The following is an 18,731-nucleotide window of genomic DNA, read 5'->3' on the forward strand; positions in this document are numbered from 1 at the left end:
GGATTCGGTGACCAAAGAAGTTGCGGCGTGATGGCGGACGCCGCAGGTCTCGCTGAATGCTACGATCGTGCTCAGCTCGTCGCGACATCAGAGCGAATGATCTCATAGCGCCCGGGATGCACGACGATCGGGGCCGGAAAGCCCCGCCCAAGCACCTTCATCCCGTCTTCGTTCTCGCCTTCGGCGTCGCTGAACCCTTGATTCACGACGGCCTCGAAGTGCGCCTGCGAGGCCCACACCACCACGTTGATGTAGGTGTACGCAGAGCCGTCGTCGATCGCCCGGTAGAACGTGGACGAGACAAATCCCGCTTTGGTCTTGAAGTAGGCGATATACTGGTCGCGCACGTCGAGCGCGACTTGGACCATGTGGCTGGGAACCTCGATGGCGTTGATGACGCAGACTGAGCTCATGCCGCTCCAGTTTAGCTGTTTTCAGCTCGGCTGACGTAGCATGCGGGGGTGCCAAGCCGCCAACGCTCTCTCATCTCGCTCGCAGCCGCGGGGACCTTTGCGCTCGGCTGCGCGAGCCAAGCTTCGCGATCGCCCGACCCGGTCGCCGACGACTCGGCGAGGAGCTCCAGCTCGGTGTCGCCGTCCGTGGAGCCCAGCACCGAGGAGGTCTGCGTCCACTTCGTCGACACTTTCGCTCGGGGCCTCGACGAGACCTCGAAGCTCAGCGCCGACGGGCGGGCCATGGTCGAGGCCAGGTGTGTCGCCGACCTCGACACCGCGCGTCAGAGCGTCGATCCCGTCGAGCATCGCCGCCGCGTGCAGTGCGTGATGGCTGCGGACGATTTCATGGACATGATCGGGTGTCAGCCGTTCGAGCTCGCAGGGGCGGACGCCGAGCCATCGCCGCCGCCCCCTCCGCCGAGCGGGGAGCACTCGATGCAGCCGCTGAGCAAATTGATGAACATCGCGATCTCGGTCCCAAATCCGGATCCAGCGGCGCTGCAACAGACCAAGGCCGCGCGGTTCGACAAGGCCGACGGGACAACGGTCGTTGCGTTCTGCGTGGATGTTACTGGTGAGACTTCGGATATCCACACGGCTCAGAAATTTCCCGGTGATCCGATGATCGACCAGATTCTGCGCGACACCGTCGCGACCTGGCGCTTCGAGCCTTTTACGGTCGACGGGAAAGCCATCAAGGCCTGCAGCGAGAAGACCTTCAAGTTGAAGTTCAAGTGACTCGAGGGGCTATTGCGTGATCCCAAGGCTGGAACGCGCGAGTTGCCGCTCGGCGTCCAGCTCGACCACTACATAGTCCGCGCCTGCGTCACAGCGAGGACAGCGACCATGAAACGCGGCGGGCTCATCGATCTGGCGACAGCGCACGCACACGCCAAACGGCAGCGCGGCCTCGACCAGCTTGATCTCCAGATACTCGTCTGGCAGCGCAGCGACCTCGGGCAGGCGTTCGGACCGGGCCTTGGCGATAGCCAAGCTTCCGGTGAAGATCAGACCTGCGCTCAAGAATGCACCGCCGATCCAGAGCGTCCCGTTGCCCGAGATGGTGTAGACGAACACCGCGGCGAGCACCCCGACGATGACGGCGATGACGCCACCGACGAGGCCCAATTCGGACGGATCGGGGAGCTGCACGGGTCGAGGCTATCACAACCACCCGCGACGATTTTGCATCTGCCGTCGGAGGAGTGTTCAGCCCGTGGTCGTCGAACTGGTGGAGAACACGATGGTGACGTCGGGGATGCTGGTCCCGCCGCTGACGATCACGCTCGAGTCGCCGTACGATGGCTCCCCGTTCAGCTCGAGATGCCACTCGTTCGTGATACCCGGGGCGAGCTGCTGTGCGCCCGTCGGGTCCACGGTGACAGTCGTGCTCGATGGGGTCACCGTCAGGCTCACGGTATCGCCGCTCGAGTTCTCGATTGACAGCGTCGCCTTCGTACCGGAGACGGTGTCGTCGAGCTGATTGTCGTCGACGCTGCTCCACTGGCCTGAGCTGGTCTGGTAATTCCAGGTGGAGCTCCGCGTCAGCTTCAATTTCGGGGTGTCTGTGGTGATCGAACTGGACATGATCCCGAGCATGGTGGCGCCGCTTCGCCGCAGCAAGCCCAGCGCGCTTGCACGCATCTGCCAGCGATTGCAGCGATCCGCGCAACCACCACGCAGTCGCCGTCAAGTGTTAGCGTTGCCCGAGCACGTCGCGCCATGGACACAGATCAAAACGCGACCATCGAGACCGTCGACGCGTCCCCCGTGACGGTCGACCATCGAGCTGTCGTGCCTGGCGCGGGCGTCGAGGTCGGGGCCAAGATCGGCCGCTACGTCGCAACCTCGAAGCTCGGCGCTGGGGCCATGGGCGTGGTCGTGGGTGCTTACGACCCGGATCTCGACCGCCGGCTGGCGATCAAGCTGCTCAAGACCCACACGCGCGACCACGCGGCTGGGGCTCGGCTCGAGCGCGAGGCTCGGGCCCTCGCCAAGCTCGAGCACCCCAACGTGGTGGCGATTCACGACGTCGGTGTTCATCGCGATCAGGTGTTCGTGGCGATGGAGTACGTCGAGGGGCAGACGCTCCGGGCCTGGATGCTCGAGCGCGATCAACCCCGGCCGTGCGCGGAGGTCCTGGCCGCGTTTCGCCAGGCGGGGGAGGGGCTCGCGGCTGCGCATGGGGTCGGCCTCGTTCACCGCGACTTCAAGCCCGACAATGTGATGCTCGGGCGTGACGGTCGCGTGCGGGTCATGGACTTCGGCCTCGCGCGCGTCGAGGTCGAGAGCCAGGCCCGGGTCGAGACCAGCAGCAGCGACGCGGTGGCCTTCGATCCGCTCGACACCCAACCCGAGCCGCTCACGCGCGTGGGCGCGCTGGTCGGGACCCCGGTCTACATGGCGCCGGAGCAGCTCGAAGTGGGGATCGCCGACGCGCGCAGCGATCAGTTCAGCTTCTGCGTGTCGCTCTACGAGGCGCTCTACGGGGTGCGTCCGTTCGCGGGCGCGAGCATTCGGGCGTTGGTCGAGGCGATCCAAGGACGCCGCATCGAGGAGCCGGAGGACCGCAGCGCCACGCGTGTCCCGAGCTGGGTGCGTCAGGTCGTCGTCCGCGGTCTAGCGGCGGCGCCGGACGATCGCTTCACGTCAATGGCCGAGCTGCTCGCGGCGCTGGACGCCGATCCGGGCGCGCGCTGGCGCAAGCGCGCCGTCGGCCTCGCGCTGGTGATCGCGGTCGGGCTCGGGATTCGTGGCGCGCTCGTGCCCGCCGCGGCGCCACCGGAGCCCTGCGCGGACATGGGCGCCAAGCTCGATGGTATCTGGGACGACGCACGTCGGGTTGAGGTGCATGCAGCGATCACCGGGACAGGGGCGAGCTACGCCGAGGCCACGGCGACGCGAGTCGAGGGCCGCCTCGCTCGCTACGCGGGTGAGTGGGTCGAAGCCCGCACCGAGGCGTGCATGGCCACGGCTCGGGGCGAGCAGTCCGAGGCGCTCCTCGATCTGCGCATGGCCTGCCTCGATGGGCGCGCGGACTACCTGCGCGCGGCCGTCGACGTGCTGCGCGAGGCCGACGCGGCCGTGGTCCTGCGCGCGGTCGAGATCGTCGCCCGGCTGCCCAGCCTGGCTCGCTGCGCCGACACCGACACCCTCGCCGCCGCCCACCCCTTGCCCGACGACGACGCGAAGGCGGCGGCGGTGCGGGCCCTCGACGAGCGCCTGGCCGCGGCCGAGACCATCGGGATCACGGGCGCGTACCCGCGCGCGCTCGCGGCCGTCGACGCGATCGTCTTCGAAGCCGAGATCCTGGACTACGCGCCCCTCGAGGTCCGCGCGCGCGAGCTGCAAGGGCGGCTGCAGGCTCGCAGCGGCGAGCACGAACAGGCCGCCGAGACCCTCGAGCGCGCCTACTTCGATGCCCTCTCGGCGGGGATGCCCGAGCAGGCCGCGGGCGCGTCCACGAGCCTCGTGCGCGTGCTCGGCAGCCTCCTCGAGGAGCGCGAGCGCGTGGCGCAGTGGATCCCCCACGCCCAGGCGGTAGCGGAGGCCGATGGCAGCGACGAGCGCCGCGCCGAGCTGCTCAACACGCTCGGGATCATCAGCCTCGCGACCGACGACGGCGAGGCGGCCGGGGCCTACTTCGAGCAGTCGTTGGCGCTGCATCGTCAGCGTGGCGCGGACGAGCTCGCGCTGACGCCCGGCTTGCACAACCTCGCGCTGATCGCCGCCGCGCGCGGCGACTGGGAGCGGGCCGAGGCCAACGATCGGCAAGTGTGCACGATCATCGAGCGAGAGCTCGGTGACGCGCACCCGGCCCTGTTGCCCTGTCTGACGGGGCTCGCCGAGGTTGCCCAGTGGCGGGGCGACCTCGCCAGCGCTCGCGCCTCGCTCGAGCGGGGGATATCCGTCACCCGCGACGCGCTCGGACCCAAGCACCCACGTCAGCTCGGACCCCTGACGCAGCTCGGCGAGCTCCTCGTCGAGGCCCGCGAGCCCGAGGCCGCGATCGCATCGCTCGAGCAGGCGCTGGCGTTGGCGCTCGCGCGAGGCCGAGGTCCGCGCAAGCTCGGCCGAATCCGTTTCGCGCTGGCGCGCGCGCTCGTAGCTGCAGCCGACGCGGACGACGTGGCGATCCGCGAGCGGGCCTGGCGGTTGGCAGTCGAGGCTCGGGCCGGGCTCAGCGGGGAGAAGCGGGCGGCGGTCGACACCTGGCTGGTGGACGCGCTGGGGTCAGGCGTCGAGGATCTCGAGGCGCTGGACGCCGAGCCGTAGCTGCTGCGTGTCGTCGCGGCGCTCCACGAGGTCGCGCGCGTCCTCGACCCCCGATCCTGCGAGCTGCTTGCGGGCCCGAAAGACCAGCATGTTGAGCTGCTGACGATCGATCTGCAGCTGATCTTGGAGCTGGTCGCGGTAGACCCAGCCTCGATCGCCCGAGCTCAGCTCGGCGTCCGCGAGCCGAGCTCGGGCGAGGGTCAACAATGCATAGTGGTGGCTGCGAGCGCCGAGGTCGAGAGCGCGCTGGCTCGGCGGCTCTCCGATGAGCGCGACGAGCTGCACGTGCTCCTCGTCGCTGCTGACGTGAAAGCGCAGTCCGAGCTCGGCGAGTCGCGGCGCCGCGGAGCTCAGGTCGGTGGTCTCGGCCAGCAGCTGCGGGAGCTCGAGCACGTAGCTCGTGCCCCCGACCTCCACCTGCTCGCGGTCCTCGACTGGACGCGCATGGTCACCTCGCTCGAGCGTCCAGCCCGTGCGCGGGTTGCCGTAGATCACCAGCTCGGCCGCCTCGTCGTCGGGCAGCGCCAGGATCCCGTCGACCGCCTCTACGCTGCGATTCGAGACGCGGGCCACGGCGCGGGCTCGCGGCGGCGCAAGCGAGGTGACTGTCCAGGGCAGGGGGTGGGCGCCGAGCTCGATCCGCGAGTCGAGCTCGAGGTCCGTCGGCGCCTCGGCGACAGCGACAGCGTCGACGCGGGTGCCGTTGCGACTGCCGAGATCCCGGATCTGCCAGCGGTCACCGGTCCACCAGATGATCGCGTGTTCACCGGAGATGCTCGGGTGCGGAATGCACAGATCGCAGCGGCGCGAACGCCCAATGAGCGTTCGCGCTGCGAGGGTGTGGATGCGACCAGTGTTGGCTTGCGAGAGGCTGCCCACGCCCGATCGGATACCACGAACTACGCTAGTCTCGGCGCTCGATGGTGTCGCGCACGTTGGCGGCGTCCTCGGGGGCATCGGACAGAACTTGGCTGAAGCCCTCGGATTCGCAGGCGCTGACGCCAGCGAGCGCGAGGAGCAAAGTGAGCGTGGTGAGGAGGGCGCGGCTGCGGTCGTTCATGCTTCGACTGTGGATGAATCGGACCGCACACGCGATGAGCCGCGCTTGCGACCGATTGCAGGCGAGCGCGCAATCGCGAGCCCCTCGCAGCCACGTGCAACCGCTGGGAATCGCGGGTGACCTGGGCCGGCGTTAGACCGATTGCATCAACCGCTCACGCAAACTCGTCGTCCTCTCGCTCCTCGCAACCCTCGCGTGCCTCGCCGCGCCCGCCACGGCCTCGGCCGGGCAGACGATCTGGAAGCTCGGCGCTGCCGATGATCTCGACGCGACCCCGGGTCAGGCCTCCGATGAGTTCACGGCTACGGGCTGGGTATCGGTCGCCTCCTACGACATCGACTCTCAGGGCTCAAAGACGAGCAGCATCCCGCTCCCCGGCTATCTGCACGACAACCCGAGCTGCAGCGGGTGCGCCGAGGAGCTCGAGATCACGTTCACCGCCCCCGCGGGTGGCTACGCCGCTCACGAGCTCGAGCTCGTCTACGCCCGGTACGGCAGTGAGACCGACGTGATCCGCATCGACGGCGACTACCTCGCGCGGGTGGCCGTGGAGGAGAGCCTCGAGGCCGAGTTCAAGGTCTCGATGCCAGCCCTGGCGCAGGGCAGCCACACCCTGACCATCGAGTACGCGGGCAAGCGCCCGGGAACCGGGACCGGGAACGGCCACCACATCGACTATATCAAGCTGGTCGAGGCGAGCTCGGGCGGCGTGGGCTCGAGCTGGACTGAGCTGTGGCAGATCGGAGACCATGACGGAGCCGGGGTCACGGGGATGGCGGGCTCGAGCGAGTTTGGCTACACGAGCAACAGCTGGGAGGCTGGGATCAGCCACGACGTCGACACGGATGGTGACGTCGACTTCCCCGCCGCGCTGTCGAACGAGTCGACGCAATACTCGAACAAGCCCGGCGCCGTCGACATCGACTTCTACCTCGCTCAGGGACACGACCGCGGCGAGTGTGTGCTCAGGTACGCGCGCTATGGCAGCGAGGTCGACGTCGTCATGGTCGACAACACCCTGCTTGGGGAGTTTGGGGCCAGCGAGGGACATTGGATCGTCGCGCGCTCTGTCCTGCCGACGCTCGGCGTGGGCGTGCACGATGTGAGCGTGACGATCCTCGACGGCCTCGGGGTCGACGGTGCCCACTTCATCGACACGCTGGCGCTGACGAGCGCGCTCTGACGTCTCGGGAGGCTGTCGGGTCTTTCTACACGTCGAGGTACGACTCGACGACCGGCCAACAATGGGCCGCGGGGTCGAGAGACCCCGCGGTCGCGTCTGTGGCAGCTGCAGCACTCCGCCGAGCGGGCTGCCTTCAGCTCGACGAAGCGGGACCTCGCTGGGAAGCGTTCGCGATGCTGGTGCGTCGGGTCTCGGGCCGGGCCTGCAAGCCTCGCTCAGATCTGTTTCAATACGTCGCCTACGTTCGAGACAAGGATACGTCGCATGCCCCGCTGGACTCACTGGCCCCCGTCGCCGCACTCGTCGTCAATAGTCGCCGGACTCGGCGCAACGATCCTGCTCGGCGTCGTCGCTCAGGCCGAGCTACCCAAGCTCGACCTGAAGACCACTCGCCCGGCCGGGTCATCGCAGCTCGACGGCGCCCCGCGGACCCCGCTTCGCCCGCCCGCTCAGACCTCGCACATCGGCAGCCACGGCGGCGTGATGATCGTCGACAGTCACGGTCTGCTGGTCGTCGAGCGCAGCGCGGGCAAGCTGGTCCGGGCCGACCACGACGCCAAGCCAGTCGCCGAGCTCGCGCTCACGCCCGGGCTCGGCGAGATCGTTCACGACGGCGCAGGCGCGGTGTTTGTGGCCGATCGGACCGCGGGACGAGTACTCCGCATCGACCCAGGCGACGCCACGGGCGAGGGCTTGGGGATCAGCGCGACCGCGGAGCTCGGCGAGCCCCACGGCCTCGCGCTCACGCCCGACGGCGCGACCTTGCTGGTCACCGACGTCTCCGAGCACGCGCTGGTGGCCCTCCGCACGGCCGATCTCGCGCCACGCTGGCGGGTCGAGCTCGGCCCCGAGCCGCGCAGCGTCGCGGTCTCGCGCGACGGCCTGACGGCGGCGGTCGGGTTCTTGTCGAGCGGTTCGCTGGCCTTTGTCGAGCTCGACTCGGCCGGTGAGCGGGTGCACTGGCGGGCCCTGGATCCGCGCGACCACGTGGAGATCACCGAGCGGGAGTCGGACTACGAAGGCTTGGTCATCCTCGCCCGCCGCGGGGAGATGCGCAGCAAGTATCAGACCCCGGTCGAGACCGGCCGCCGCTACGCTCGAAACTTCTTCGCGCTCGCGTTCGTGGGTCACGACCTGTTGGTCGCCCCGCATGAGCTCGCAACCCCGCAGCTCGAGCGGATCCCCAGTCGTGATCGGGCCGACACCTACGGCGGCGGCGCCCAGTCGATCCCACCGCTGATGCATCAGCTCGCGGTGATCGAGCGTCCGGGGGCGATCGACTCACGCGCGAACTTCATGGATCTCGACGTCCACCAGCCCCGGGCGCTCGCCTACGATCTTCCCCGGGATACCCTGTATGTCGCAGGCTATGGCGACGATCGGGTCCTGGCGATCGCCGACGTCACCCAGCAAATGCCATATGTCGACTGGCGGACCCAGGTCGGGGATGGGCGCTCGTGCGGCATCGATGGCATCGCGCTGGGGCCCGCGGGCAACGTGTGGATCCACTGCGAGTTTCGTCGCCAGGCCCTGCGCCTGACTGTGCATGATCCCGCGACCACCAAAGACGACGAGTGGCTGCGCGGGGCCGAGCTGACCAAGCGCGTGCGCCCGGAGCAGATCGAGCGGGGCGCCGAGCTGTTTCGCCGCGGCCGCGACAGCAAGATCTCCGCAGACGGCATGATGGCCTGCTCCAACTGTCACCCCGAGGGTCGCACCGACGGCCTGACGTGGCGACTGGGCGACTCGATCCTACAAACCCCGATCTTGGCCGGGCGCGTGGGCGACACGGCCCCCTATAAATGGGACGGACAGGATCCAAGCTTGAGTCGAAGCCTTCGACACACCATGGAGCGGCTCGGCGCGGGCGAGTTCGCCGGCTGGGGTAAGACGCCGCGACTATTGAGCGACCCCGAGGTCGACGCGATGATCGCCTATGTCAAGAGCCTCGAGCCGCCGCGCCCGCGCAAGCCCAAAGACCCGGAAGCGGTCGCGCGCGGCCGAGCCGTGTTCGAGGCCGAGGCATGCAACGGCTGCCACGCTGGCGCCAAGCTGGCCGACGGCAACCAGCACGCGCTCGACACGACGCTCGCCCAGGTCGACACGCCCTCGCTGCTCGGGCTCTCGAACTCGCGGCCCTACTATCACGATGGCAGCGCCAAGGATCTATGGACGCTGCTGACCGACCGCGGGACCATTCACGAGATGGCCGACACCTCCAAGCTGTCGGACGCGCAGTTGCAGGACCTCAACGCGTACCTGGAGTCGCTATGACCACCCAATTGCGACATTTGTGGATCTCGATGTCAGCGCTGTTGCTGATCGTGGGTGCCTGCCACAAGGGCGCGGACACCAGCGCCGTCCAGCTCGAGAGCGGGGACCAAGCCGCGCAGCTCGACGCGAGCGAAGCTCAGGTTGCGACGCCGCGGGATCGCAGCGTCAGCGTCGCGCGGGGCCCAGGCCTGATGCCACACGAGGTCGAGCTCGATCCGCGTGCGCGAGCGGCCCTCACCATCGACGTACACGGCGGCGTGAGCCTGTGGCCGGCGATCCGCTCCGCTGATCCCGCGGTCGCCATGCCCTACCTGCTGCCCATGCAAGAGCCGCTGTGGATGTCGCTCGCGCAGGCGGAAGACGGCTCGTTCGTGGTCGCGCTGATCGACACCGCCAACGCCGGGCAGATCGTGCGCGTGACCCCCAGCCAGGACGGCAGCGAGGCCGAGCTGACTCCGCTGTTTGCGATCGGCCCAGATGATCCACTGCTCGAGCTCCACGCCCTCGACGGCGGCGAGCGGGTGTTGGCGCTGGGCGTGGATCACCGCGTGCGCTTGTACGACGCCAAGACCGGCGCGCTGCTGTCGGCGATCGACGAGCGCAGCTTCGGCCCGTGGCAGCTGCGGGTGGTCCAGGGTGAGCCCGGTCAGCCGCCACAGATCGCGGCGATCCTGGCCCAGCCCGTGCGGGTCCAGGCGCTCGAGCTGCGAGACGATCGCCTGAGCATCGCCAGCGAAGCCCGCGCTGTGGCGCTGGATCGTGGTCCCAATCGCAACGACCTGCTGCTGAGCCCCGATGGTCAGGTCATGGCCGCGCTGCGTCGGCCCAAGGCCAAGGGGCGCGAATTCAGCATTGAGCTGATTGAGCTGCGGACCGGTGATCGTCAGCTCATTGGTGGCAAGACCGACTCCACCCTGCGCACCCGCATGCACTTTCCCGAGGCGGGGCGGATCCTGCTCGAGACCGGCAGCTCCAGCGGTCGTGCTCTGTGGGTCGAGCTCGCCAAGGCCGTGCCGCTCACGGATCCGGCCGACGCCGACCCCGGCTCCCAGCTGGCCGACCGGCAATACAACACCAAGCACGACTCGATCGCCGTGCCCGCGTCGGCCGAGCGCCGGCCCGAATACTATGAGCCCGAGTTTGATCCACCATGGGACCAGGGGGTTCGCTTTCACGCCTCGGTCGTCGCCGGGGTCCGGGTCAACATCGAGCGCTCGGAGGGCTCGGGCACCGCGTTGATCGTCGACCCGCTCGACAGCGATCAGCACTCGGCGATCCGCCTGCCCCGCGTCGACGCAGCTCGGGGCAGCCTGGAGCACGCGGGCGCGCGGCTGGCCGTAGCTGGCTCGCGCACGCTCTCGGTCATCAACCTCGAAGACGGCGCGGTGATCCTCGATGAGATCGAGCACCGCGCGAGCAGTGTGGTCGCGCTGGCGTTCGCCGACCGAGACCGGGTGCTGCTCGTCGATGACAAGGGCCGGCTCGCGCTGTTCGAGGTGGCATCTGGCACGCTCGTGGCCTCGACCAAGCTCGAGTTCACGTGGTCGATCAACGGCGTGGCCTACCACGCAGACGAGACCGGTGGGGTGCTGGGCTGGCGCAGCGGCAGGCCACGCGACCCCGAGCGTCTGCTCGAGATCCGCGATGGTCAGCTGGGCAGCGTCATCGAGCTGCCCCGCGACAAGCGCCCGCTGTGGCTCGAGACCTTGGACCTGAGCGACGCCGAGGCCGGCGCGCTGTTTGGCCTGAGCGAGTCAGAGGCCGACGATCGCGTCGACGAGTACACCAGCGCCCGCGATGGTCGCTTGTTCTACACAGAAAAGTCGATGCGAACGCCCCTGGTGGTCCGCGACGGCGCCGAGCAGACGAGCTTTCAGCTGCCCGCGGGGCAGGGGCGCAGGCTCTCGGTCAGCCCCGAGGGCAGCAAGATCGCCGTGGTCCAGTTTCGCAACCGTGACGACGGCCGGAGCGAGGACCACCTGGTCTCGGTGCTGAATACGGCGACCGGCGAGCGACTGTGGACCTGGGGCTCAGATCGCGGGATTCGGCCGTTCTCGTGGTCTGGCGACGGGAGCCGGATTGCGATCGGGGCGACGGTCCGCGACGCGAGCACGGGTGAGGTGATCTATTCGACGCCAGAGATCAAGCTGGTGATCGAGCCGCGCGACGACGGAAAGTTCGCGCGCTACCGAGACGAGTGAGCGCTCGCCGGGAACGGACTGACAGCGCCCCTCAGCGTGCTCTCGCATGGTCTTCGCCAACCTGACCTTCCTGTACGTCTTCTTGCCGCTCAACTTGTTGGGCTATTTTGCGCTGCGTCGCACCGAGCACCGCAACGTTCTGTTGATCCTGTTCTCGCTCGCCTTCTACGCGTGGGGAGAGCCCATTTGGATCGGCCTGCTGCTGTGCTCGAGCACCGTCGACTACATGCACGGCCGCGTCATCGAGGCCAAGCGGGGGACCGCGTGGGCCAAGGGCGCGGTCGTGTCGTCGCTCGTGATCAACCTCGGCCTGCTCGGGCTGTTCAAGTACAGCCAGCTGGCGTGCGTGGCCGTCAACGATCTGCTTGGGACCTCGCTGACCGCCCCCGAGCAGCTGTCGCTGCCGATCGGGATCTCGTTCTACACGTTCCAGACCATCTCCTATGTCGTCGACGTGTACCGCGGCGAGGTCCCGGCCCAGCGCTCGTTCTACAAGTTCTTGTTGTTCGTCAGCCTGTTCCACCAGCTCGTCGCCGGCCCGATCGTTCGCTACGCCCACATCGCCAGCGAGATCGACAGCCGCCAGCACAGCGTGGCCGACGTCTCGGCTGGGATCTCGCGGTTCTGCGCCGGGCTGTTCAAGAAGGTCTGCATCGCCAACGTCGCGGGCCAGCTGGTGCTGCAGACCCTGGCCAGGGACAGCGTCGAGCTCTCGGTCGCCGAGGCGTGGTTTGGGTTGCTGATGTTCTCGCTGCAGATCTACTTTGACTTCTCGGGCTACTCCGACATGGCGATCGGGCTCGGGCGGATCTGCGGGTTCCACTATCACGAGAACTTCAACTACCCCTACATGGCTCGCTCGGTGAGAGAGTTCTGGCAGCGATGGCACATCTCGCTCGGCTCGTTCTTTCGCGACTACCTGTACATCCCGCTCGGGGGCAACCGTCGCCGCCCCTATTTCAACCTCATGATCGTGTGGGCGCTGACCGGGCTGTGGCACGGGGCGAGCTGGAACTTCATGTTCTGGGGCCTGTATTTTGGGGTCCTGATCGCGCTCGAGCGGCTGTTTTTCGGTCGCGTGCTCGAGGCGCTCCCACGCGCCGTCAGCCACGTCTACCTGGTGTTCGCGGTCGTCGTTGGCTGGGCGCTGTTCTATTTCGAGGACCTCGACCGGCTCCATGACATTCTCCGCGTGTTGTTTGGCGCGAGCAACCAGGCGTGGTCGAGCCCCGACCTGACCCCGCTGATCCAGGACAACGCGCTGTGGTTGGTGCTGGCCGTGCTGTTGTGCGCACCCGTGGTGCCGCGCTTGCGCGAGGGCGTCGCACAGATCGGCAGCAGGTATGCGCTGGGGCCGACCGTCATGGGCGCCGCGCTGGCCGCGATCAACCTCGGGATGCTCCTGATCGCCACGGCGATGCTGGTTGGCGGCACCTATAACCCGTTCTTGTACTTCCGGTTCTAGCCATGCACGACGACGCAGACACACCTGTGCGCGGTCGGGCCGAGCTGCTCAATGTCGTGTCGTTCGTCGGCGCGCTGCTGATCCTCGGCGGCTCGCTGGGGTTTCGGCTGCTCGGGGACCCGGGCGAGGTCGAGATCTCGAGCGACGAGAACCGTAGGTTGGCGCCGGTCCCGGTGCTGAGCTTGGCCGCCGTCGTCGACGGCAGCTTCGCTGCTGGCGTCGATCGATGGGTCGCCGATCACGTCGCGGCTCGTGAGCCGCTGCTAGCCCTGCATTTTTGGCTCGAGGCCCACCGCGGGTTCAAGTCCGACGACGAGGCCGCGATCGCCCTCTACGCGATCGAGATCGACCGTGACGCCGAGTTCGAGCCGCTCGACGAGGCGCGCATGTCCGAGCTCGCCCTCGAGGTGATCGCCGATGAAGACGACGATGACGGTGATGACGATGACGATGACGACGACGATGACGACGATGACGACGACGATGACGACGACGAGCCCGCCGAGCCCCGGGCGATCAGCAGGAGCGATGGGATCCTCGTCGCCGACGGCCGCGCAATGCAGCTGTTCGCCGGCGGTCCAAAGGGCTCACGCAAGTACGCGAAGGTCATCAATGAGTACGCTGCCGCGCTGCGCGGCCGGGCCACGCTGTACTCGCTGATCGCGCCGACCGCCCAGACCTTCTACCTGCCCCCGTCCTACACCGATCGGGTCCGCCACGAGCCGCCCAACATCGAGGCGACCTACGCGATGATGGACCCGTCGGTGATCACGGTCGACGTGGTCGGCGCGCTGACTGGGCACGCGAGCGAGTACATCTATTTTCGAACCGATCATCACTGGACCGCGCTCGGGGCTTACTATGCGTACGTTGGATTCTGCGCCGCCGCGGGACTGGTCCCGACCCCGCTAGACTCGCTCGAGCACGGCATCATCGAGTCTTATCGTGGATCGCTGAACAGCCACACCCGCGACACCAGGCTCAACAAGAACCCCGACCAGATCCACTATTGGTTCCCAAGTGGTGACGTGACCATGCAGCGAGGTGCACGCGGAGCCCCCAAGCTCGGCGCGATGCTGCGCGAGGACAACAGTGGGTATGGCGTGTTTCTCGGCGGTGATCATCCGCTGTTGATCGCGCGAGGCCCGGCAAACACCGGGCGCCGCGCGCTGCTGATCAAGAACTCGCAGGCCAACCCGCTCGCGGTGTTCTTGATCGCGCACTTCGACATGCTGGTGATCGTCGACTATCGGAAGTTCGGCGGCAGCGTGCTCGAGTTGGTCGACGAGCATCAGCTCACCGACGTGATCGTGGTCAATGGCGCGATCACGGCGAACGCCAACGGCCACATCGCTCACCTCGCGCAGGTGCTCAATGCTGGCAAGCGCTGGAGGCAGCGCGAGCCGTGAATTTCTGTGCGATCTAAACCGCGGGAAACGCCGCGGCCAGGGCGTCGGGGATCAGCTTGGCCCGCGCCCTGGTGCCTTTGCTGTTGTAGTGGATCCCGTCCTTGACGTACCAATCATCCTGAATGTCGTGAGACCACTGGTAGATCCGCGCGTTCGGGTGCCGCGACAAGGTGGTGGCGAGCTCGTCGTTCCAGACCTCCATATTGGGGGCGGCCCAGTAGCCTTGCTCGGCCTTGGTCACGGCGTCGACCCACAGCACCGGCTCACCGTCGATCACCGCCATCATTCGCTCGATCCGATCGACCCGATCGACGGTCGCATCTTTGGCGACGTTGGCGGCGTCGTTGGTCCCGAGCGCGATGACCCAGCAGCCCGAGAACCCTGCGTCGCGCAGGCGCTCCGCGACCATGACACCGTTCTCGTGCTTGGCTCGATGCTCGAGCATGGAACGACCGCCCGCCAGCTCGAGCACCGACTCCTCGACCCCGACTCGCGCGTACTGGGCGTCGAGGCGATCAGCGGGATTGGGGACGTGGTACTCCTTCATCATCCCCGTCGAGGTCGAGTCGCCGATGTGGGCGACGGCGCGGCACGACGTCGACATGGGACCGGCCCCGAGCTCCACGAACAGGGGCGGGGGAGCCTGCTCGACGACCGGCGCTGGCGCCACCTGGGTCGAGACCGCGGCGAGTACAGGCTCGGTGGGCGGGACCGCGGGCCCGACCACGGGTGCCTCGCTCGCGGCCTGGTCTGGGCTCTGCGGTGGGGATCGCTGCGAGCTGGGCTCAGGGGCGCAGCTACAGGCGATCAGTAGCAAAGCCACGAGCGGCGCTTGGTCTTTGCTACCGCGTCGCACGTGCACCAGCATAGCCCGTTCCCTGGGGGCCAGCACAATTCCCGGTGTAGTCTGGAGGTAGCTGCTGCGCGCTGCCGCAGCCGTCCTCCCGCGATTGGCCAGCCAGCCCCGCACTCGGGGCGCGGCCAGCCGCACGACTGTAGGCACCCAATCACGGCACCAAGAAGGTCACGCTCCCCTGACCGAACGCCGTCGTGGTCACGGCCGCCTTCACGCACTGCCCCGGGCTGAGCACCGCCGGCCCGTCGCCGCCACCGACATTCTCCGTGTCATCAATCGCCCCCTCGGGCACGACGCCATAGGTGACCGGCCCCATGAACCCGTTGGGGAAGTCCTCCAGCTGCACGACCCAATACACGTCGCCGCCGGTCACCGGCTGCCCAGGCCCGGCGGGCGGCTGGGCGTCGGGGCCGATGAAGTACACGCCGAGCCCATCGGGCATGTCCGAGCCCCAATCAACGATCGGACCCTCCGCCCCAAACATGACCGTGACCGGCAGCGCCCCCTCGCTGCCTTCGTTGCACTCACCCGCGGCGGTCGGTCGGGTCAGCCGCCAGTTCACGCCCGACTCCAGAAACCCCGGCCCCGCGATCGTCAAGCTACCCTCGGCATAGTCGGCGATGCCGTCGTCGTCTTCGTCGATCAGCGTGGCTTGCATGCCGCTGCCGTCGGCAAAGCTGGGCCCGATCGGGATCGGCAGCGCGGGCGTCACGAGTTGATCGCCATCGACCACCGCGACGCGCTCGAGCGCGAGATCATCACCATAATCCAGCAGCAGCTCACCGCCGCTGTGGGTCTCGACCACGCTCAGCGGCACGGCCGTGGCGATCGTGTTCTCGAGGTCGAACTCGAGCGCCTCGAGGTCGGCGGTCGGCATGTCCACGGTCCACACATAGTCACCAGCCAGCCGCAGCTGCGGCGCCGCGCCGGTCTCCAGCGGGATCTCCCAGGCGGTCGGCTTGGCCGGGTCGGGCGTCCAGATCGTCAGCTCGCCGAAGCTCTGGAAGCTGGGATCGATGATCACCGTATACGCCTGCTCGAACGCCAGCGAAGCTGTGGGGACGAGCTCGAGATGCCGGGCGTCTTCGCTGAGCTCGCGAGTGATAGCCACTTCGGCGCCGTTCGCATCGACGAGGGTGACCTTGGCGAGGTTGCTCGGGTCACCGAACACCGGATGCGAGAACACCACGCCGATCGGCTGATCCACCGCCATGGTCTGGTTGCCGGCTCGCGGTGAGCTGGTCAGGACCATGAAGTCGCGGGCGGTGAGCTCGAGCAAGAACCGGTCGAGGGCGGCGCGCTGATCGTCTTCCAGGCCAGGATCGCCGAGGCTGCCAAACACCTGATCGACGGCGTCGTGCAAGCTTGTCGCCTCGCCGCGCTTGAGCCACACGCCCAGCCGATAGCTGCCGACCAGGCCGGGCACGTCGGTGACGCCGTCGGTGATGCCCTGGGTGAGCACAGCCCGCGAGGTGGTCAGGGGCAGGGGATGGCAGGTCGCGCAGCCGGCCTCGTTCTCGAAGACGCGCTTGCCGGCCTCACCGAGCTCGGACAGGGTCCCGTCGCGGCGGGTGAATTCATTGGCGGCAGGGGGCGGCATGATCGACGCCAAATAGGCCGACAGCGCCCGGTGCTCCTGCGTGGTCGGACGCACCCCGACGTTTGTGTTGACCGTGAATGCGTAGTTGTCGACGCTGCTCAAGTAGCCGTCCCAGCCGAGCGGGTACGTGCCCTCGAGCCAGTAGAACGGGCGGCTGACCTTGCGGCCCGCGAACGGCCCGGCGTTCCACACGAGCGTGTCCGACAGTCCATCGACGTGGCACGAGTTGCAAGACCAGTTCTGGGCGTAGTCGCGGCCGGCACCCGTGAAGTAGTACTGACCCGCGGCGACCTCGGCGGGGCGCGGATCGGTGGTCAGCGTGAGCACCTGCGGCTCCGTGTCGGGCTGCGAGAACGCGGCGAGCGAGCTGGACTGGGCGCCGTGGGCATACAGCGTGTCGCCGATCGCGGTCAGGCTGCGCGGACGGCCCTGCACCTGCACGCGACCGAGCTCGGCGAGGCTGTCGGGGTCGAGCGCGATCGCCAGGTCCGAGGACTCGGCGACGACCCACAGCCGCCCGGCCGCGATCGTGATCGCATGCAGGGCGACGGCGTAGCCGCCCGAGCTGGGCTGGCGGCTGAGATCGGCGCGCTGCAGCTCGTCACCCGAGGCGGCGTCGAACACCGCGATCTCGTACATGAAGCTGGGCTCGTCGATCGCGCCGAGGTTGGCCTCGGTGTCGTTGCGCAGCCGGCTCATGTAGAGGCGCTCACCGTCGGGCGCGAGCGCGAGCGCGGTGATCGTGGTGCCGACGTCGATCCACCAGTCGACGACCTCGCCCGCGGCCGTGTCGATCACGGCGACGTCGCGCTCGGCCTCGACCGAGTCGGCCTCGAACGGGAACCGGCTCGGGTGACCCGAGCGGTGACTGGCGACCCACAAGGTCCCGCCGTCGGCCGACAACGCCATTGCGAGGGGGCTGGTGCCGACCTCGATCCTGGCCGTGCGAACGCGGGCCTCGAGGTCGACGACGGCGATCGCGTTGTCGCTCTGCAGCGCGACATAGGCCTGCTTGCCGTCGGCGCTGACGACCACGTTGGCTGGCTCGTCGCCGACCCAGATCGCGTCGACCAGGCGCTTGGTCTCGACGTCGACCAAACCCAAAGTGTCGACCCCGCGCTGGGCCACGACCGCGAATGGCATGTCCGGCGCCCACGCGACCGAGACCGGCCACGGGCCCACGTCGATCTCGTCGATCAACGCCATCGTGCCCGGGTCCACCCGCGAGATCGTGGGCGACTGCGCGTTGGCGACCCACAGCTCGTCGCCGACCGCGGTCAGCGAGCTCGCCGGGTAGTAGTTGAGGTTGTAAAAGGCGCGGTCGCTGGCGGGGACGACCTCGAGATCGATCGTCTCGCCGCCCGTGGCTTCGGCCAAGCTAAACCGGTAGTGGCCGGGAACGGTGGGTGTGATCCGCCAGATCCCGTCGTCGCCCGCCACGATTGGATCGGTGCTGGCGCCGGGTCGATCGACGACCGTCCAGCGCAGCTTGGCGCAGCTCGAGGTGTCGTCGATGACCGGCAAGTAGTAGGTCTCGCCGGCCACGAAGCGCTCACTCGCCTGGGCCTCGAAGCGCTCGGTGAGGCAGCTGTCTGCGCTGGGTTCGGCGCACGCGAGCAGGCTGGAGCAGGCGAGAGCGAGGTAGAAAAGTTTGTCTAATGTTGGCTTCATAACGGGAAGAACCGCGGTCTGTACGCGCTCCACAGATAGCACGGACTTCTACATCCGCTGCGTACAGTGTTCAAACGAAGTTTAATAGGCATGCGCCTGAGTGTCACAGGTGCCATGTTTGTGGAACCAGGGGAGCCCGAGACCCTCGCGTCAGACACGCACACCATGATCGCGCGATCTGCACAACCGCGCGACACCTGGAGTCCGCCGTCTGACGGAGGGACGCACGGCCGATGCTGGCCGGCAACGCAACACCGAGAAGGTGACACCTGGTGCCTTTGT

At 68.0% G+C, this 18,731-nt stretch carries 14 protein-coding genes; 7 read left to right on the plus strand and 7 right to left on the minus strand.

Translation table 11 applies throughout. The features are described 5' to 3' along the window. Positions 1 to 71: 71 nt before the first annotated feature. On the minus strand, positions 72 to 413 hold the full coding sequence (locus ENSA7_RS20240; protein ID WP_106090958.1) for an antibiotic biosynthesis monooxygenase family protein: 342 nt from the start codon (positions 411 to 413) through the stop codon (positions 72 to 74). Positions 414 to 587: 174 nt separating this feature from the next. Between ENSA7_RS20240 and ENSA7_RS20245 the strand changes: the two genes are divergently transcribed. Continuing rightward, on the plus strand, positions 588 to 1,193 hold the full coding sequence (locus ENSA7_RS20245; RefSeq protein ID WP_146157912.1) for an energy transducer TonB: 606 nt from the start codon (positions 588 to 590) through the stop codon (positions 1,191 to 1,193). Positions 1,194 to 1,202: 9 nt separating this feature from the next. Here ENSA7_RS20245 and ENSA7_RS20250 read toward each other — a convergent pair whose 3' ends face one another. After that, entirely contained in the window at positions 1,203 to 1,607 is a 405-nt protein-coding gene (locus tag ENSA7_RS20250; protein ID WP_106090960.1) for a hypothetical protein, read from the minus strand. 57 nt (positions 1,608 to 1,664) lie between these two features. Beyond that, complete coding sequence (locus ENSA7_RS20255; protein WP_146157913.1) at positions 1,665 to 2,078, minus strand: hypothetical protein; 414 nt, start codon at positions 2,076 to 2,078, stop codon at positions 1,665 to 1,667. Between the two features lie 99 nt (positions 2,079 to 2,177). Between ENSA7_RS20255 and ENSA7_RS20260 the strand changes: the two genes are divergently transcribed. Next, entirely contained in the window at positions 2,178 to 4,730 is a 2,553-nt protein-coding gene (locus ENSA7_RS20260) for a serine/threonine-protein kinase (protein WP_106090962.1), read from the plus strand. Here the strand turns inward: ENSA7_RS20260 and ENSA7_RS20265 are convergent. Together ENSA7_RS20265 and ENSA7_RS43955 are read right to left on the minus strand one after the other, a co-directional pair. Then, positions 4,689 to 5,609 carry an FHA domain-containing protein gene (locus ENSA7_RS20265; RefSeq protein ID WP_181233934.1) on the minus strand — a complete coding sequence of 307 codons (921 nt, stop codon included), beginning with the start codon at positions 5,607 to 5,609 and terminating at the stop codon, positions 4,689 to 4,691. The genes ENSA7_RS20260 and ENSA7_RS20265 overlap by 42 nt on opposite strands. A 25-nt stretch (positions 5,610 to 5,634) precedes the next feature. Next, positions 5,635 to 5,790, minus strand: a complete 156-nt coding sequence (locus ENSA7_RS43955; protein WP_181233935.1) for a hypothetical protein — start codon at positions 5,788 to 5,790, stop codon at positions 5,635 to 5,637. 508 nt (positions 5,791 to 6,298) lie between these two features. Here ENSA7_RS43955 and ENSA7_RS20270 point away from each other — a divergent pair. The 5 genes from ENSA7_RS20270 (at position 6,299) to ENSA7_RS20290 (ending at position 14,322) form a co-directional block, all read left to right on the plus strand. After that, a complete protein-coding gene (locus ENSA7_RS20270) occupies positions 6,299 to 6,973 on the plus strand; it encodes a hypothetical protein (RefSeq protein ID WP_106090964.1) in 675 nt (224 codons plus the stop codon). A 264-nt stretch (positions 6,974 to 7,237) separates the two neighbouring features. Beyond that, entirely contained in the window at positions 7,238 to 9,247 is a 2,010-nt protein-coding gene (locus tag ENSA7_RS20275; RefSeq protein WP_106090965.1) for a c-type cytochrome, read from the plus strand. Beyond that, entirely contained in the window at positions 9,244 to 11,448 is a 2,205-nt protein-coding gene (locus ENSA7_RS20280) for a WD40 repeat domain-containing protein (RefSeq protein WP_146157914.1), read from the plus strand. Before ENSA7_RS20275 ends, ENSA7_RS20280 begins: the two co-directional genes overlap by 4 nt. Positions 11,449 to 11,494: 46 nt before the next feature. Beyond that, complete coding sequence (locus tag ENSA7_RS20285; protein WP_106090967.1) at positions 11,495 to 12,913, plus strand: MBOAT family O-acyltransferase; 1,419 nt, start codon at positions 11,495 to 11,497, stop codon at positions 12,911 to 12,913. Positions 12,914 to 12,915: 2 nt separating this feature from the next. Further along, complete coding sequence (locus ENSA7_RS20290; protein WP_106090968.1) at positions 12,916 to 14,322, plus strand: DHHW family protein; 1,407 nt, start codon at positions 12,916 to 12,918, stop codon at positions 14,320 to 14,322. Positions 14,323 to 14,335: 13 nt separating this feature from the next. On the opposite strand, the gene ENSA7_RS20295 is transcribed toward ENSA7_RS20290, so the two are convergent. Continuing rightward, positions 14,336 to 15,145, minus strand: a complete 810-nt coding sequence (locus ENSA7_RS20295) for an SGNH/GDSL hydrolase family protein (protein ID WP_146157915.1) — start codon at positions 15,143 to 15,145, stop codon at positions 14,336 to 14,338. A 184-nt stretch (positions 15,146 to 15,329) separates the two neighbouring features. Further along, positions 15,330 to 18,449 (minus strand): Ig-like domain-containing protein, encoded by a 3,120-nt coding sequence (locus ENSA7_RS42365; protein ID WP_146157916.1) that lies wholly within the window; start codon positions 18,447 to 18,449, stop codon positions 15,330 to 15,332. Positions 18,450 to 18,731 lie beyond the last annotated feature (282 nt).

It is taken from the genome of Enhygromyxa salina, from assembly GCF_002994635.1.
Taxonomy (GTDB): Bacteria; Myxococcota_A; Polyangia; order Nannocystales; family Nannocystaceae; genus Plesiocystis; species Plesiocystis salina_B.

Coding starts and splice junctions, on each gene's coding strand:
- ENSA7_RS20240 (WP_106090958.1), bottom strand. CDS start 413: ATGAGCTCAGTCTGCGTCATCAACGCCATCGAGGTTCCCAGCCACATG.
- ENSA7_RS20260 (WP_106090962.1), top strand. CDS start 2,178: ATGGACACAGATCAAAACGCGACCATCGAGACCGTCGACGCGTCCCCC.
- ENSA7_RS43955 (WP_181233935.1), bottom strand. CDS start 5,790: ATGAACGACCGCAGCCGCGCCCTCCTCACCACGCTCACTTTGCTCCTC.
- ENSA7_RS20275 (WP_106090965.1), top strand. CDS start 7,238: ATGCCCCGCTGGACTCACTGGCCCCCGTCGCCGCACTCGTCGTCAATA.
- ENSA7_RS20280 (WP_146157914.1), top strand. CDS start 9,244: ATGACCACCCAATTGCGACATTTGTGGATCTCGATGTCAGCGCTGTTG.
- ENSA7_RS20285 (WP_106090967.1), top strand. CDS start 11,495: ATGGTCTTCGCCAACCTGACCTTCCTGTACGTCTTCTTGCCGCTCAAC.
- ENSA7_RS20290 (WP_106090968.1), top strand. CDS start 12,916: ATGCACGACGACGCAGACACACCTGTGCGCGGTCGGGCCGAGCTGCTC.
- ENSA7_RS42365 (WP_146157916.1), bottom strand. CDS start 18,449: ATGAAGCCAACATTAGACAAACTTTTCTACCTCGCTCTCGCCTGCTCC.